15 protein-coding genes are annotated in these 15,038 nt (G+C 69.8%); 12 read left to right on the forward strand and 3 right to left on the reverse strand.

Features of this window, described 5'->3' with window-relative positions:
• Positions 1-52 precede the first annotated feature (52 nt).
• From AW271_RS18320 to AW271_RS18370, 11 genes are all read left to right on the forward strand, one after another.
• Positions 53-1,417, forward strand: coding sequence for a sensor histidine kinase (locus tag AW271_RS18320; RefSeq protein WP_062338335.1), 1,365 nt, complete (start codon positions 53-55; stop codon positions 1,415-1,417).
• 33 nt (positions 1,418-1,450) lie between these two features.
• Complete coding sequence (locus AW271_RS18325) at positions 1,451-2,278, forward strand: helix-turn-helix domain-containing protein (RefSeq protein WP_157554335.1); 828 nt, start codon at positions 1,451-1,453, stop codon at positions 2,276-2,278.
• Between the two features lie 163 nt (positions 2,279-2,441).
• Positions 2,442-3,503 (forward strand): transcription termination factor Rho, encoded by a 1,062-nt coding sequence (gene rho / locus AW271_RS18330; protein WP_083976804.1) that lies wholly within the window; start codon positions 2,442-2,444, stop codon positions 3,501-3,503.
• A 10-nt stretch (positions 3,504-3,513) separates the two neighbouring features.
• The gene (gene hrpB, locus AW271_RS18335) at positions 3,514-5,856 is read left to right on the forward strand and encodes an ATP-dependent helicase HrpB (RefSeq protein WP_245653088.1); all 2,343 of its coding nucleotides are present in this window, start codon (positions 3,514-3,516) and stop codon (positions 5,854-5,856) included.
• Between the two features lie 136 nt (positions 5,857-5,992).
• Positions 5,993-6,904 (forward strand): SCO4651 family lipoprotein, encoded by a 912-nt coding sequence (locus tag AW271_RS18340; protein WP_157554337.1) that lies wholly within the window; start codon positions 5,993-5,995, stop codon positions 6,902-6,904.
• Positions 6,905-6,969: 65 nt separating this feature from the next.
• Entirely contained in the window at positions 6,970-7,263 is a 294-nt protein-coding gene (locus tag AW271_RS18345; RefSeq protein WP_062338345.1) for a hypothetical protein, read from the forward strand.
• A gap of 31 nt (positions 7,264-7,294) precedes the next feature.
• Positions 7,295-8,146, forward strand: coding sequence for an SPFH domain-containing protein (locus AW271_RS18350; protein WP_062338347.1), 852 nt, complete (start codon positions 7,295-7,297; stop codon positions 8,144-8,146).
• Positions 8,139-8,321: a type II toxin-antitoxin system antitoxin gene (locus AW271_RS18355; protein WP_062338348.1), complete on the forward strand. Its 183-nt coding sequence runs from the start codon at positions 8,139-8,141 to the stop codon at positions 8,319-8,321. Before AW271_RS18350 ends, AW271_RS18355 begins: the two co-directional genes overlap by 8 nt.
• 57 nt (positions 8,322-8,378) lie before the next feature.
• Positions 8,379-9,668 (forward strand): amidase, encoded by a 1,290-nt coding sequence (locus AW271_RS18360; RefSeq protein ID WP_062338611.1) that lies wholly within the window; start codon positions 8,379-8,381, stop codon positions 9,666-9,668.
• Positions 9,669-9,698: 30 nt separating this feature from the next.
• Complete coding sequence (locus tag AW271_RS18365) at positions 9,699-10,823, forward strand: helix-turn-helix domain-containing protein (RefSeq protein WP_062338350.1); 1,125 nt, start codon at positions 9,699-9,701, stop codon at positions 10,821-10,823.
• Positions 10,820-11,359, forward strand: a complete 540-nt coding sequence (locus tag AW271_RS18370) for a PIN domain-containing protein (RefSeq protein ID WP_062338352.1) — start codon at positions 10,820-10,822, stop codon at positions 11,357-11,359. Before AW271_RS18365 ends, AW271_RS18370 begins: the two co-directional genes overlap by 4 nt.
• On the opposite strand, the gene AW271_RS18375 is transcribed toward AW271_RS18370, so the two are convergent.
• The 3 genes from AW271_RS18375 to deoC are packed head-to-tail and all read right to left on the reverse strand — an operon-like array spanning position 11,356 to position 14,574.
• Complete coding sequence (locus AW271_RS18375; RefSeq protein ID WP_062338357.1) at positions 11,356-12,219, reverse strand: aldehyde dehydrogenase family protein; 864 nt, start codon at positions 12,217-12,219, stop codon at positions 11,356-11,358. The two genes, AW271_RS18370 and AW271_RS18375, sit on opposite strands and share 4 nt — an antisense overlap.
• Complete coding sequence (locus AW271_RS18380; protein ID WP_218008084.1) at positions 12,216-13,643, reverse strand: aldehyde dehydrogenase family protein; 1,428 nt, start codon at positions 13,641-13,643, stop codon at positions 12,216-12,218. Before AW271_RS18380 ends, AW271_RS18375 begins: the two co-directional genes overlap by 4 nt.
• A 1-nt stretch (position 13,644) precedes the next feature.
• Positions 13,645-14,574 carry a deoxyribose-phosphate aldolase gene (gene deoC, locus AW271_RS18385; protein ID WP_062338358.1) on the reverse strand — a complete coding sequence of 310 codons (930 nt, stop codon included), beginning with the start codon at positions 14,572-14,574 and terminating at the stop codon, positions 13,645-13,647.
• A gap of 279 nt (positions 14,575-14,853) precedes the next feature.
• On the opposite strand from deoC, the gene AW271_RS39790 reads away from it, so the two are divergent.
• Entirely contained in the window at positions 14,854-15,012 is a 159-nt protein-coding gene (locus tag AW271_RS39790; RefSeq protein WP_157520055.1) for a hypothetical protein, read from the forward strand.
• Positions 15,013-15,038: the final 26 nt, after the last annotated feature.

Consider the following 15,038-nt stretch of genomic DNA (forward strand, 5'->3'; position numbering starts at 1 on the left):
CAGGGTGCGCCACACACTCCCTGGCCAGGAAAACAGAACATAACGTCCAAATGTGGACAATGTTCCGAGAAGGTACTCGCGGGCGGGCCCGTTCCCGAACTCCATCAGGTCCCGCCGGTCACTGCAGTTCTGCGTGGTCGCGGCCCTGGTCTTCATCGGCGCCGGGGTGCTCTTCCTCATGTTCACCGGCAACAAGGACGCCCAGGCCACCCGGGCCCGCATCACCCATGCGGTGGAGGGCCTGCTGCCCGTCATCAGAGAGGGGCCGGTCCCCGCCGTGCTGCCGGGCGGAGACGACCTGGCGATACAGGTCCTCGACCCCCGCGGCCGGACCGTCGGGGCCTCCCCCCGGCTCCTCGGCCACCCGCCGATGGCCGCCTTCCCCGCGACCGGCCACCCCGTACACGCCGAACAGGTGCTGTGTCCTCCGGCCGGGCTCAGGGGCTGCATGATCGTCGACTCCTACAAGGTCGACCGACCGGACGGGGTCTGGCTGCTGCACGTGGCCGTCCCCCAGAGCCCCTGGTACGGCAGCACCACCGTGCTGGCCTTCGTGGCCGGCGCGTCCCTGCTGGTGACGGCGGCGGTGGCGGCGGGCACGTTCCGTCTGGTCAACAGGGACATGACCGCGATCGACGCGATCCGCGAGGAACTGGCGGAGATCAACGCGGCGGACCTCGACCGCCGGGTCCCCCTCGCCGCCCCCAATCAGGAGGAGATCAGCCTGCTGGCCGTGACGGTCAACGACACCCTCGACCGCCTGGAGCAGGCGTACAACCAGTTGCGGCGCTTCACCGCGGACGCCTCCCACGACCTGCGCAGCCCTCTCACCGCCGTGCGGACCCGACTCGAGGACGCGCTCGCGTATCCGCAGGACACCGACTGGCCGGAGATGACGGCGGCGGTGCTGGCCGGGGTGGACCGGCTGCAGGCGATCGTGACCGACCTGCTCACCCTGGCCCGGCTGGACGCCCGTGCCCCCCTCACCCCCGAACGGACCGACCTGACCCGGCTCGTCGACACCGAACTCGACCGGCGCCCTCGCCGGGTGGCCGTCGTGAAGGACCTCCAGCCGGACGTCGTCGCCGACTGCGACCCGCTGCGAATCGCGCGCCTGCTGATCAACCTGGTCGACAACGCCGAACGCCACGCCGCCTCCCGGGTCACCGTCAGCGTGCGAGCCGACGAGTCGGCCGTGACGCTGGAGGTGCTCGACGACGGCGCCGGGATCGCGGCCGAGGACCGGGAGGTGGTCTTCACCCGCTTCGCCCGGCTGGACGCCGCCCGCAACCGGGACGCCGGCGGAACCGGCCTCGGTCTGGCGATCGCCCGGGAGATCGCCGAAGCCCACGGGGGCACCCTCACCATCCGCGACAGCGACCGCGGGGCCCGATTCGTCCTGCGCCTGCCTCGTTAGGCCGTTTACCTGCGGTTTCCTACGCTGTCACGTATGCGTACCCCACTCGGCGACTTCCTCCGCGCCCGGCGGCAGACCGTGTCGCCCGGCCAGGTGGGGCTGCCGTGCGGCGACCACCGCCGCACACCCGGGCTGCGCCGGGAGGAGGTGGCGTTCCTGGCCAAGGTCAGCACCGACTACTACACGAAACTGGAACAGGGCATCGAACGCCGTCCGTCCGACCAGGTGCTCGACGCCCTGGCGCGGGTGTTCCGGCTGGACGGTGACGCCGCCGGCCACCTTCGCGCGCTCGCCCGGCCTCCGCGGAGCCGATCCGAAGCCGCCGATCCGGACCAGGAGGTCAACCCCCAGGTGCTGCGGCTGATGGACCAGTGGCACGACGTGGCGGCCGCGGTGGTGAACCACCGGACCGACGTGCTGGCCTGCAACGTGCTCTGGGGCGCCATCACCGGCGGCGACTTCGGGCGCACCGGCAACCTGCTGCGCATCCTCTTCCTCGATCCCCGGGCACGTGATCGCTGGATCGAGTGGGACACGGAGGCGGGGGCCATGGTGGCCCACCTTCGCGCCGGCCTGGGCACGAACCGCGACGACCCGTCCGGGCACGCGCTGGTCGCGGAGCTCTCGGAGGCCAGCGAGGATTTCCGGCGCATGTGGGCGCGCCACGACGTACGGCTCAAGCGCCGCGATCCGGTCCTCCTGCGTCATCACCTGGTCGGCGACCTCACCCTCTGGCACGAGTCGTTCGCCATCGACAGCGCCCCGGGCCGGCGACTCTGGACCGCGCAGGCGGAGCCCGGCAGCCCCACCGAGGTGGCGCTGGGCGTCCTGCGCACGCTCGCCCGCGCCGAGGCCGGTTGATCGGGGGGAACACCGGCGGCTCTCCCCGTGTTACCGTGTCGTTGGGATTGCGAGTTTCTGGCCTCTTCTAAGGCACCCGCTCCCCACTTCACTCTCTGATTCACCGAAGGCATTCCAACGGGCCTTCCGTGGCCTGCCTTCCCGTGCTCCCAAGGAGCCCACCATGGCAACCCCCCTCGTTCGCCGTGCCCGGAACGTGCGCGGCATCCTCGACGGCCGTCACCTGCGGGTCGACGGCTACCTCAAATCGCCGAACGACGTCCTCGTCCCGCCTGAGCTGCTGAAAGGGCTCCGGCAGGGCGACGTCGTCCATGGCACCGCCCAGGGCGGCAGGCTCGTCTCCGTCGAGGCCGGGCCGCCCGAGCATCGGCCGCACTTCGCCGATCTCACACCCGTCCACCCGGAGGAGCGGCTCCGGCTGGAGACCAGCAAGGGCGTGCTCTCCACCAGGGTCATCGACCTGCTCACGCCCGTCGGCAAGGGGCAGCGGGGGCTCATCGTGGCCCCGCCCAAGGCCGGCAAGACGCTGATCCTCAAGGCCATCGCCGACGCCGTCAGCACCAACCATCCCGACGTCCACCTCATGGTCGTGCTCGTCGACGAGCGGCCCGAGGAGGTCACCGACATGAAGGCGTCGGTGCAGGGCGAGGTCATCGCCTCGACCTTCGACCGGCCGCCGGCCGACCACATCGCCGTCGTCGAGCTCGCGGTCGAGCGGGCCAAGCGCCTCGTCGAGCAGCAGAAGGACGTCGTGCTGCTCATCGACTCGATCACCCGGGTCGGGCGGGCGTACAACATGACCCTGCCCGGCGGCGGGAAGACGCTCAGCGGCGGGATCGACGTGCGGGCCGTGCATCCACCGAAGCGGATCCTCGGCGCGGCGCGCAAGCTGCGTGAGGGCGGGTCCCTCACGATCATCGCGACGGCCCTGGTGGAGACCGGGTCGAAGATGGACGACAACCTCTTCGAGGAGTTCAAGAGCACCGGCAACATGGAGCTGCGGCTCAGCCGCGCCCTGTCGGAGCGGCGGGTGTTCCCGGCCGTCGACGTCACCGGGTCGAGCACCCGCCGTGAGGAGCTCCTCCTCGACCCCGCCGAACTGCCGCTCGTGTGGCAGCTCCGCAAGGCTCTCCACACACACGAGAGCTTCGAGCCGTTCCTGTCCAAGCTGAAGGACACCGGCTCCAACGCCGAGCTTCTCCTCGGTCTCACCCGCGCCGCCTAAGCTGACGGGCGTGCTCCCGGTCACCCACGCCCTGCCGCGGCTGCTGGCCGCCCTCGAATCCGACGGCGCGGCCGTGCTGACCTCCCCTCCGGGCAGCGGCAAGACCACGCTCGTGCCGCTCGCGCTGGCCCCCCGCAGAGTCGTGGTGGCCGAGCCCCGGCGGATCGCCGTCAGGGCCGCCGCGCGGCGGATGGCCTGGTCGCTGGGCGAGAAGACGGGCGAGCGGGTCGGCTACACCATCCGCGGCGAACGCCGGGTCTCGGCGGCGACCCAGATCGAGGTCGTGACGACCGGCGTGCTGCTCCAGCGCCTCCAGCGTGACCCCGAACTCAGCGGGGTCGACGTGGTCATCGTCGACGAGTGCCACGAGCGCCATCTCGACGCCGACACCACCCTGGCCTTTCTTCTGGACGTACGCGCCGCGCTCCGCCCCGACCTGCGCATCCTGGCCATGTCGGCCACCGCCGACGCGCCCCGGTGGGCGTCCCTGATCGAGGGGCCCGTGGTCGAGGCCCCGGGCGCGGTGCATCCCGTCGACGTCGTGTGGGCGCCGCCGCCCAGACCCGCGGTGATCTGGCCCCGGGTCGACGCCGCCTTCCTCTCCCACGTCGCCGCCACGGTCCGCCGCGCCTGGCGGGAGCGCGACGGCGACGTGCTCTGCTTCCTGCCCGGCGTGGCCGAACTCGGGGCGGTCGGACGGCAACTCGCCGACCTCGACGTGCTCCAGGTGCACGGCGGGTCGCCGTCCCACGTCCAGGACGCGGTGCTCTCGCCCGGCGACGGGCGGCGCGTCATCCTGGCGACGTCGGTGGCCGAGTCGAGCCTGACCGTGCCCGGCGTGCGGATCGTGGTCGACTCCGGGCTGGCGCGGGAGCCCCGCATGGACCACGCCCGAGGGCTGGGGTCCCTGGTGACGGTCCCGGCGTCGAGGGCGGCGGCGACCCAGCGGGCCGGGCGGGCGGGGCGAGAGGGCCCGGGGGCCGTCTACTGGTGCTGGCCGGAGGCCGAACGCCGGGCCGACCACCCGCAGCCGGAGATCGTGCTGGCCGACCTCACCTCGTTCGCCCTCCAGGCCGCCTGCTGGGGCTCCGACCAGCTGTCACTGCTCGACCAGCCGCCCGCCGGGCCGTTGAAGGCGGCCCGCGAGACCCTCACGCTGCTGGGCGCCCTCGACGACGGCAAGGTGACCGCGAAGGGCCGCCGGATCGCCCGGATAGGCGTGCACCCCCGGCTGGCGCGGGCGCTGCTCGACGCGGCGCCACTGACCGGTGCTCAGCAGGCCGCCGAGGTGGTGGCCCTCCTGGGTGACCGACTTCCCCGCGACGCCTCCGACGACCTCGTGACGGCCTGGCGGGCCGCCCGGACCCCGGAGTTGCGGCGCGAGGCCGACCGCCTCGCCCGCGAAGCGCCTTCTCCGAAGGAGCGCGGTCTCTCCGACGACCAGGTCGCCGGGATCGTCGTCGCTTTCGCCTACCCCGAGCGGGTCGCCCGGCGGCGGGCCGGGGGCGGGTTCGTCATGGCGTCGGGGACGGGGGCCGAGGTCGCGCAGGGGTCGCGGCTGGGCGAGGCCGAGTGGCTGGCCGTGGCGGTCGCCGACCGGGCCACCGGGAGGGCCGCGGCGCGGGTCCGGCAGGCCGCCGTCATCGACGAGGGCGTCGCGCTCATGTCGGCGCCCGTCGTCGAGGAGGACGAGATCGCCTGGCGCGACGGCGACGTCGTGGCGCGGCGGGTTCGGCGGCTGGGGGCGATCGAGTTGTCGTCCAGAGCCCTGAAGACCGATGTCTCCTCGGCGGTCAAAGAGGGGCTGCGGCAGGAAGGGGTGGAGTTGCTCACCTGGACGCCGGCCGCGCGGGCGCTCAGGGAGCGGATGGAGTTCGCCCGCCGGGCGCTCGGCGATCCGTGGCCCGACGTGGAGAAGGCGCTGGTCGACGGGCTCGACCTGTCGCGGGTCCGCAGACGGGCCGATCTGGCCGCGCTCGACGTCGCCGCCGCGCTCCGGGGGCTGGTGCCGTGGCAGGTGCGGCTCGACGAGGTCGTGCCGGAACGGCTGGAGATCCCCAGCGGTTCGCAGGCGCGCCTCGACTACAGCGGCGAACGCCCGGTGCTGGCGGCCAAGTTGCAGGAACTCTTCGGGTGGACGGCCACCCCGGTCGTCGCGGGCGTCCCGGTCACCATCCACCTGCTTTCCCCGGCGGGACGGCCGGTCGCGGTCACCGGGGATCTGGCGTCGTTCTGGCGGGAAGGTTATCGGCAGGTCCGGGCCGAGCTGCGGGGGCGTTATCCGAAGCATCCCTGGCCGGAGGATCCGCTCGCCGCGGCGCCGACGTCCCGGACCAATCCCCGGCGTCGCTAGACGATCAGTCAAGATCATGTCCTTTTCGGTCAAGCGATCATCCGCGTTATCACCCAAAAGGACATACCTCTACTTTTCGCCCCATTTGTCCACTTACGGTGCTTGGGACAGCACAAATCGCATACCAGGGGGACAAATGCGACACGCTCGTCTTCGGCTCGCCGCTCTCGGCACGGCCTCGGCAGTGGTCACCGCCGCCGCCTGGGCCGGGACGACGGCGGCATGGGCAACACCCGTCCCGGACGTCCCCTCATCCGCACCCGCGGGGAGTCCCGAGCCGACCCAGAGCCCAACAGGCTCAGAGAGCCCGTCTGCCAGCCCCACGACGACCGCCGAACCGGCGACGGCCCTGCAGGACGCTCTCACGAAGAGCGCCGAGGCCAACACCGCGTCGGGCACGATGCACTTCAGCAGTCAAGGCAAGATTGACGCGCGCGGCACCTGGGCGCGCCAGAACAAACCCAACCTCCTGACCGCGAAGGTCAACCAGCTCACGCTCAACGGCAAGCCCAACTCGGCGCAGCCGCAGATCATCGTCAACGGCGAGACCGCCTACGTGAACGGCGACGGCCTGATCCCGAACCAGGGCAACACCTGGTGGCAGGTGCCGCTGAACAACCTGCCCGGCGAGCGCGGAAAGATGATCTCCGACCTGCTCACCAGCGGCCGCCTCCAGGACCCCGCGACGATCAAGCAGATCGCCGGCGCGCACAAGGACGTCCAGAACGAGGGCGAGGAGGAGGTCGGCGGCCAGACCGTCACCCACTACAGCTCCACCCTCGACACGCAGGAGGCGGCGGAGGCCGCCGGCCTGCCCGCGCCGACGCCGTCGCCGACCAACTGGCCCAAGACCCTGCGGGTGGACACCTGGGTCGACTCCTCGGGCATGGTCAAGCGGCAGCAGTTCCGCAACGAGGAAGGCGGCCAGCCGTTCAACCTGAACCTGACGGTCAAGGAGTACGACAAGCCGGTCACCGTGCAGACGCCGCCCGCCGGCCAGGTCAAGCAGGTCGACCAGCAGACCCTGAAGAACCTCCTGGGCGAGTAGCCCGGCGGCCCAATCTAGACGCGCCCTCCCTACGGGGAGGGCGCGTTTTGGCATGATCGCCGGTCATGAGCCACTGGAGAGTCCTCATCGAGGAGAACGTCGGCAACACCACCCGCCAGGAGTGGCGCGTCTCCGACATCTACGAGGTCAAGGGCGAGCGCGCCGAGGCGCGGTCGATCGCCTATGAGCTGGCCGTGCGGCACCAACCGGAACATCCGATGAACCCGCGAACCCGCAGCGTCTACCGCATCAGCGAAGACGAGTACCTGACCACCGTCAAAGGGATGACGAAGAAATATCACTACAGAGTCGTCGTGGCCGAACTCTTGACGCTGGATGCTAGCGAGGAGCTATCTTAGTGATATCACTTCGATAGTCAGGAGGAAGGGCATGGAACGAGAGGCCTTCCGGATGAACGGTTTTGTCATCCTGATCGCGCTGCTCGTCGTGGCGGCGGCGCTGGTGCTGTTCGGCATGACCCAGGACGAGGCGTTCTTCATCGTGTGCGTGGTCGTGGCGGCGGTGATCGTGTTCCTGCCGGCGTCCGGCTTCGCCGTGATCAACCCCAACGAGGCCAAGGTCGTGCAGTTCTTCGGCCGCTACATCGGCACCATCAAGACCGCCGGCTTCACCTGGACGGTGCCGTTCACCGACAAGAACCGCATCAGCCTCCGGGTGCGCAACTTCGAGACCACCAAGCTCAAGGTCAACGACGCCGACGGCAACCCCGTCGAGATAGCGGCCGTCGTCGTCTACCGGGTCGTCGACACCGCCAAGGCGTCGTTCTCCGTGGACGACTACGAGAACTTCGTCGCCATCCAGTCGGAGGCCGCCGTGCGGCACCTGGCGACCTCCCACCCGTACGACAGCCACATCGAGGACCGCACCAGCCTCCGCGACGGCGCCACGGTCGCCGAGGAGCTCACCACCGAGCTCCGTGAGCGCACCGACCTGGCCGGCATCGAGCTGCTGGAGGCCCGCATCACCCACCTCGCCTACGCCCCCGAGATCGCCCAGGCCATGCTGGTCCGCCAGCAGGCCGCCCAGGTCGTCGCCGCCCGGCGGCAGATCGTGGAGGGCGCGGTCGGCATGGTCCAGCTCGCCCTCGACCGGCTGAGCGCCGAGCACGTCGTCGAACTCGACGAGGAGCGCCGCGCCGCGATGGTCTCCAACCTCCTGGTCGTCCTGTGCGGCGACCGGGCGACCCAGCCGGTGGTCAACACCGGCAGTCTGTATGCCTGACGAACGTCCCGCCAAGAAGGAGCCCAAGAAGCTCCTGCTGCGGCTCGATCCGGCCGTCCACGAGGCGATCGCCAAGTGGGCGGCCGACGATCTCCGCAGCGTCAACGCGCAGATCGAATACGCGCTCCGCATGGCGCTGACTCAGGCGGGACGGGCGCCGAAAAGGTCCGACTAGGCATCGTCTTGGTTACGAGCCTTCAAATGGCAGGTGCGTCCGGTCCACACTCTGGACATGTCGTGGGCCGGACGAACCGCCGTGGAGATAGCCGACGCCGTGCGCGCCGGCGAGGCGACCGCGGAACAGGTCGTGGCCGACCACCTGGAGGCCGTCGCCGCACGTGACGGCGCGATCGGCGCCTTCCGGACCGTCCTGGCCGACTCGGCCATGGCCGAGGCCAAGGCCCTCGGGCACCGCCCCGACCTGCCCCTGGCGGGCGTGCCCGTCGCGATCAAGGACAACGTGGCCGTGGCCGGCCAGACCATGACGAACGGCATCCGGGCCGCGTCTTCGCAACCGTCCCCGGAAGACCACCCCGTGGTGGCCCGCCTCCGCGCGGCCGGCGCGATCGTGCTCGGCCAGACGAACTGCCCCGAACTCTGCCTGTACGCCATCAGCGACACCCGCAACCCCTGGGACCCCGACCGCACGGCGGGCGGATCGTCCGGCGGCAGCGCGGCCGCCGTGGCCGCCGGAATGGTGCCCCTGGCCCTGGGCAACGACGGCCTGGGCTCCTTACGCATCCCCGGCGCCGCCTGCGGCGTCATCGCCCTCAAACCCGGTCACGGCCTCCTGGAACCCCCGCCCCACGACTGGTTCGCGATGTCCGAGAACGGCCCGCTGACCACGACCGTGAACGACACGATCCTCGCCCTGACCGTGATGACCGGCACCCCGATCCTCCCGGAAGCCGAAGACCTCCGCATCGCCGTAGCGGCCAACCCCCTCCCCCCGGGCTTCTCGGTGGACGCCGAGTTCCAGGAGGCGGCCAGAGCCGCCGGGGCGACCCTGCGCGAAGCGGGCCACACCGTGGTCGACCACGGCCGCCGCTTCCCGATGTCCCTGGGCTGGTCGACGATCGCCGCCTGGTACGCCTGCGCCGCCGCCGACTCCCACGACCTCGACGAGAGCACCCTCGAACCCCGCACCCGCACGATGGCCCGCGTGGGCCGCTTCCTCCAGCGCACCCGCCGCGACGGCTCCCGCCGCAGAGACGACTGGCGCGCCTACGGCGCCGACCAGTGGTTCGGCGACATCGACGTGCTGATCACCCCGACCATCGCCCACCTGCCCCCGTCCCCCGAACGCCGCAGCGCCTACGCGGACATCAGGTTCGCGCCGCTGACGGGGGCGTGGAACATGGCGGGCTGGCCGGCGATGACGATCCCGTTCGGACGGCACAGCTCGGGGCTGCCGATGGGGGTCCAGCTGATCGCGCCGCCGGACGGGGAGGGGCTGCTGCTGAGCCTGGCGGGCTATCTGGAGCGAGCACGACCTTGGAAACGATCCGTATATCACCCGTGACGCATCAAGTACATGTGCGAAAATGGCACCATGGAGATTGAGCCCGAATGGGTGGAGATCGGCCAGCGCATCGCAACGGCGAGGGTGGCGAAGCAGCTCACCCAGCAGCAACTCGCCGACGCGCTGGAGCTGGACCGAACCGCGGTCACCAAGCTGGAGGCAGGTCGACGACAGCTCAGGGCGATGGAGCTGGTCCGCCTGGCCGACCTTCTCTCGCGCCCCATGGACTGGTTCATCCTGCCGCCCCATCCGGCCATCGTGAGCCGCCGCGCGTCTCTCGGTGACGGCGTGGAGGACAAGATCGAGCGAGTCATCGAAGACCTGACCCGCGATCTTTCCGTCCTCATCGACGCGAAGGCCCTGAAGCCCAAGAACGACGAATACCTACGGGCGATCAAGCCCGGCGAGTCAGATTGGGCCGCAGAGGCGGCTGCCGCCGACGCGCGGTCCCTGATCTCCCTTGACCCCTACGAGCCGGTTCACGAACTGGCCGAGGTGGTCGAGCGCGCCGGTCTGCTCGCCTTCTCGTTCCCGCTGGGCGATTCGGCGGCCGACGGCGCCTACAGCCTGATCGAGGGTGTCGGCATGGCCGTGGTGAACGGCGATCTGCCGGCCGGCCGCAGGCGGTCGACGCTCGCTCACGAACTCGGCCACCACCTGTTCGGTGACGCGCATTCTCTCGACTGGAGCGCCAGCACCAGTACGACCGAACAGGCCATCGACAGTTTCGCCGTCAATCTGCTCTTCCCGCGGCCGGGAGTCGCCCGCCGATGGAAGACACTGCGCGAAGAAGGCGGCCTGCGGCGGTCGGCCATCATCATCAGCGCCGAATATCGAGTCAGCTGGACGGCCGCCCTACGGCAATTGCGTAGATTCGAATTGATTTCCGGCGATGAATACAAGACCTTGGATTCACGTTCTCCCACCAAGGCCGACTACCTGGAATGTAACGTGCGCGTTGTGGAGGAACTCGCCCCTACCTACATCGCCACCGGCCTATCCGCAGCGGCGATCCGCGCATATCGCACTTATGACATCTCAGCCAGCCGTGCGATCGAAATACTCCGAGACCAGGTCACCGTTGAGGAGCTGCCCCCGCCGAATGAGATTCCGCTTGAGGCACTGCGTGCCGAGCTTCGCGGTGAACTGGAGTGAGCAGCGAGCGGCTCGTCATCGACAGCTCGCCCCTCAACTACTTCGCCCGCTCCAATCAGTTACCGGTTCTGGAGAAGCTGCTCAGCGGACGTTCCTGCCTGATCACCAAGGCAGTGGAGGAGGAGCTTCTCGTCGGCGCGTCCAAGCACCCGAAGCTCTATCAGGTCTCCATCCAGCCCTGGATCACCGTAGCGGAAGAGTTCACACGGGATTTCTACGCCCTGTTGACGATGTACCATCTCCGGCTCGGTGGAGGGAAAAGAGACATCGGTGAAGCCATGACCCTCGCCTATGCCGAGGTGCATGGCATAACCGCCATGATCGACGATCGGTCGGCTCGCAAGTATGGGAAGAGCCGGGGTGTCAAAATGACCGGCACCCTGGAGCTGCTCTGTCAGAACATCCGGAAAAGCATGATTTCGACGGAAAACGCATGTGAGGTGATCGACCTGCTCGCTGAGCATGAGGCCTTCCTCCCGTGCGACGGCGACACGTTCATCGCCTGGGCTCAGGCGGAAGGCCTGCTCGACCCCTAGATCCCGATCGGGTGCCAGACCGTCTTCGTCTCCAGGAACGCCGTCATGCGCCCCGTCCCCGGATCAGCCGCCCAGTCAGTCTTCCCGTTGGGCCGCAGCACCCGCTTCAGGTTCTCCGCCGCCAGCTCCTCGCACTTCTGCGCCAGCTCGGCGTCGGCTCCGGTGAGGTCGAGCCCGTTGACGTCCATGTGCCCGGCCAGCCACGGCGCCATCTCCGCAGAGGACCCCGTCAGGATGTTCACCACCCCGCCCGGCAGGTCAGAGGTGGCCAGCACCTCGGCGAGCGTGATCGACGGCAGCGGCGCCCGCTCCGAGGCGATCACCACGCACGTGTTCCCCGTCACGATCACCGGCGCGATCACCGACACCAGCCCGAACAGCGGGCCCATCGGCGGGGCCACGATCCCGACCACCCCGGTCGGCTCGGGGGTCGACAGGTTGAAGTAGGGCCCGGCGACGGGGTTGGCGGAACCGCGAAGGGAGGAGATCTTGTCGGACCACCCGGCGTACCAGACCAGCCGGTCGACCGCCGCGTCGACGAGTTCGCCCGCCTTCTTCCCCGACACGCCGTCGGCCTCGGCGACCTCCGAGACGAACTGGGCCCGGCGGCCTTCGAGCATCTCGGCGATCCGGTAGAGGATCTGGCCCCGGTTGTAGGCGGTCGCGGACGACCAGCCCGGGAAGGCTTTCCGCGCCGCCGACACGGCGTCGCGGACGTCCTTGCGGGACGCCTTGGACGCGTTGGCGAGGAACTCGCCCTTGGCGCCGGTCACGACGTAGGACCTCCCGCTCTCCGACCGTGGGAACGCACCGCCGATGTACAGCTTGTACGTCTTCCGCACCGACAGCCGCTCGCTCACGAGATCTCCTTCAGGTACGCCTCGAGACCGTGGCGACCGCCCTCACGCCCGTAGCCGGACTCCTTGTAACCGCCGAACGGCGAGGTGGGGTCGAACTTGTTGAAGGTGTTCGACCAGACGACCCCGGCACGCAGCCGGTTGGCCATCCACAACATCCGCGACGCCTTCTCCGTCCAGACGCCGGCCGACAGGCCGTAGGGGGTGTTGTTCGCCTTCTCCACGGCCTCGGCGGGGGTGCGGAAGGTGAGGACGGACAGGACCGGGCCGAAGATCTCCTCGCGGGCGATCCGGTGGGACTGGGAGACGCCGGTGAAGACGGTCGGGGGGAACCAGAAACCCTTCTCCGGCAGCGCGCACGCCGGTGACCACCGAGAAGCGCCCTCGGCCTCGCCCGCCTCCGACAGTTCGCGGATCTTGGCGAGCTGGGCGGCCGAGTTGATGGCGCCGATGTCGGTGTTCTTGTCGAGCGGGTCGCCGAGCCGCAGCGTCGACAGGCGGCGCTTCAACGACGACAGCAGCTCTTCCGCGACCGACTCCTGCACCAGCAGGCGCGACCCGGCGCAGCAGACGTGGCCCTGGTTGAAGAAGATGCCGGTGACGATGCCCTCGACGGCCTGGTCGATCGCGGCGTCGTCGAAGACGATGTTGGCGGCCTTGCCGCCGAGTTCGAGGGTCACCTTCTTGGTCGTGCCGGCGACCGCGCGAGCGATCAGGCGGCCGACCTCGGTGGAGCCGGTGAAGGCGACCTTGTCGACGTCGGGGTGGCCGACGACGGCCGCGCCGGTGTCGCCCGCGCCGGTGACGATGTTGACCACGCCCGGCGGCAGGTCGGCCTGCTGGCAGATCTCGGCGAACAACAACGCGGTCAGCGGCGTGGTCTCGGCGGGCTTGAGCACGACGGTGTTGCCGCAGGCCAGCGCGGGCGCGATCTTCCAGGCCAGCATCAGCAGCGGGAAGTTCCACGGGATGACCTGGCCGGCGACGCCGAGCGGGGTGGTGCCGTAGCCGGCGTACTGGAGCTTGTCGGCCCAGCCGGCGTAGTAGAAGAAGTGGGCGGCGACCAGGGGCAGGTCGACGTCGCGTGACTCCTTGATCGGCTTGCCGTTGTCGAGCGACTCCAGCACGGCCAGCTCGCGGGCGCGTTCCTGGATGATCCGGGCGATCCGGAACAGGTACTTGGCCCGCTCGGAGCCGGGCAGCGCCGACCAGACGCCGAACGCCTTGCGGGCAGCCTGCACGGCCCGGTCGACGTCGGCCTCGGTGGCCGTGGCGACCTCGGCGAGGGTCTCCTCGGAGGCGGGGTTGACGGTCTTGAAGGGAGTGCCGGACCCGTCGACGAACTCGCCGTTGATGAAGAGCCCGTACGACGGTCTGATGTCGACGACCTCGCGCGACTCGGGCGCCGGTGCGTACTCGAAGATCATCTCAGTCCAGGGTGAAGTAGTCGGGGCCGGCGTAACGGCCGGTGGTGAGCTTCTGGCGCTGCATCAGCAGGTCGTTGAGGACCGACGACGCGCCGAGCCGGAACCAGTCGGGGTCGAGCCAGTCGGGCCCGGCGGTCTCGTTGACCAGCACGAGCATCTTGATCGCGTCCTTGGTGGTACGGATCCCGCCGGCCGGCTTCACCCCCACCATGCGGCCCTCACGGTCGCGGAAGTCGCGCACCGCCTCCAGCATGACCAGCGTCACCGGCAGCGTGGCGGCCGGCTGCACCTTTCCGGTGGACGTCTTGATGAAGTCTCCCCCGGCCAGCATGGCCAGCCATGACGCGCGGCGCACGTTGTCGTAGGTGGCCAGTTCGCCGGTCTCCAGGATGACCTTCAGGTGGGCCTCGCCGCAGGCCGCCTTGATCGCCTGGATCTCCTCGAAGACCTTCACGTAGTCGCCCGACAGGAACGCGCCCCGGTCGATGACCATGTCGATCTCGTCGGCCCCGGCGGCGACCGCCATGGCCGTGTCGGCGACCTTCACCTCAAGGGAGGAGCGCCCGCTGGGGAACGCGGTGGCCACCGAGGCCACCTTCACCCCCGACGAGCCGACCACGTCGCGGGCCTCGGCCACCAGGTCGGGGTAGACGCAGACCGCCGCGACCTTCGGCACCGTGGGGTCGGTCGGGTCGGGGTGGACGGCCTTGGCGCACATCGCCCGGACCTTGCCCCGGGTGTCGGCCCCTTCCAGGGTCGTGAGGTCGACCATGGAGATGGCCAGGTCGATGGCCTGGCGTTTGGCCGTGGTCTTGATCGATCGGGTGCCCAGCCCGGCGGCCCTGGCGTCGGCGCCGACCCGGTCGACACCGGGCAGTCCGTGCAGGAACGCCCGGAGCGAGGCGTTGGACGAGGCAGTCGGAATTGACACCTCCCCAGCATCGCCGACCTGGCGGAACGATGCCAAACCGGGTGCTCACGACACTGCCGGTCCGTTTTTGGCACATCTCACAACCGTCCTAAGCGGGGTCTTAGGTACGAATCCACACCCCGCCCACGGGAGATAAGGCATCCGCCCGATGTGGCAGAGGGGGTCTTAGGACGAATCTTGAGTGTGTAAGGAAGCGAGATGCGGGCGGCCGAAGGCCGACCGTGGCTCGCGCTACTGAGTCTGCCTAATCGACACGTACAGAAATAAGGAGAAGCCACCATGGCTCCCGAGCTTCACTACCAGATCATCATCAACCGGGTCGCCGAGCTCCAGAACGAGGCGACCACCTACCGCCGCGTCCGTGAGGCGGAGAAGGCGCGCGAGCGGGGCGGGCATCACCGGCTCCGGGCGAGCCTCGGCAAGTTCCGTTCCCAGTGACGCGCGTCCAGATGCCAGGCCGGAAC

Source organism: Herbidospora sakaeratensis (assembly GCF_001570525.1).
Taxonomy (GTDB): domain Bacteria; phylum Actinomycetota; class Actinomycetes; order Streptosporangiales; family Streptosporangiaceae; genus Herbidospora; species Herbidospora sakaeratensis.

Excerpts from the sequence above, each read along its gene's own strand:
- AW271_RS18325 (WP_157554335.1), top strand. The coding sequence starts at position 1,451 with ATGCGTACCCCACTCGGCGACTTCCTCCGCGCCCGGCGGCAGACCGTG.
- rho (WP_083976804.1), top strand. The coding sequence starts at position 2,442 with ATGGCAACCCCCCTCGTTCGCCGTGCCCGGAACGTGCGCGGCATCCTC.
- AW271_RS18340 (WP_157554337.1), top strand. The coding sequence starts at position 5,993 with ATGCGACACGCTCGTCTTCGGCTCGCCGCTCTCGGCACGGCCTCGGCA.
- AW271_RS18345 (WP_062338345.1), top strand. The coding sequence starts at position 6,970 with ATGAGCCACTGGAGAGTCCTCATCGAGGAGAACGTCGGCAACACCACC.
- AW271_RS18350 (WP_062338347.1), top strand. The coding sequence starts at position 7,295 with ATGGAACGAGAGGCCTTCCGGATGAACGGTTTTGTCATCCTGATCGCG.
- AW271_RS18355 (WP_062338348.1), top strand. The coding sequence starts at position 8,139 with ATGCCTGACGAACGTCCCGCCAAGAAGGAGCCCAAGAAGCTCCTGCTG.
- AW271_RS18360 (WP_062338611.1), top strand. The coding sequence starts at position 8,379 with ATGTCGTGGGCCGGACGAACCGCCGTGGAGATAGCCGACGCCGTGCGC.
- AW271_RS18365 (WP_062338350.1), top strand. The coding sequence starts at position 9,699 with ATGGAGATTGAGCCCGAATGGGTGGAGATCGGCCAGCGCATCGCAACG.
- AW271_RS18380 (WP_218008084.1), bottom strand. The coding sequence starts at position 13,643 with ATGATCTTCGAGTACGCACCGGCGCCCGAGTCGCGCGAGGTCGTCGAC.
- AW271_RS39790 (WP_157520055.1), top strand. The coding sequence starts at position 14,854 with ATGGCTCCCGAGCTTCACTACCAGATCATCATCAACCGGGTCGCCGAG.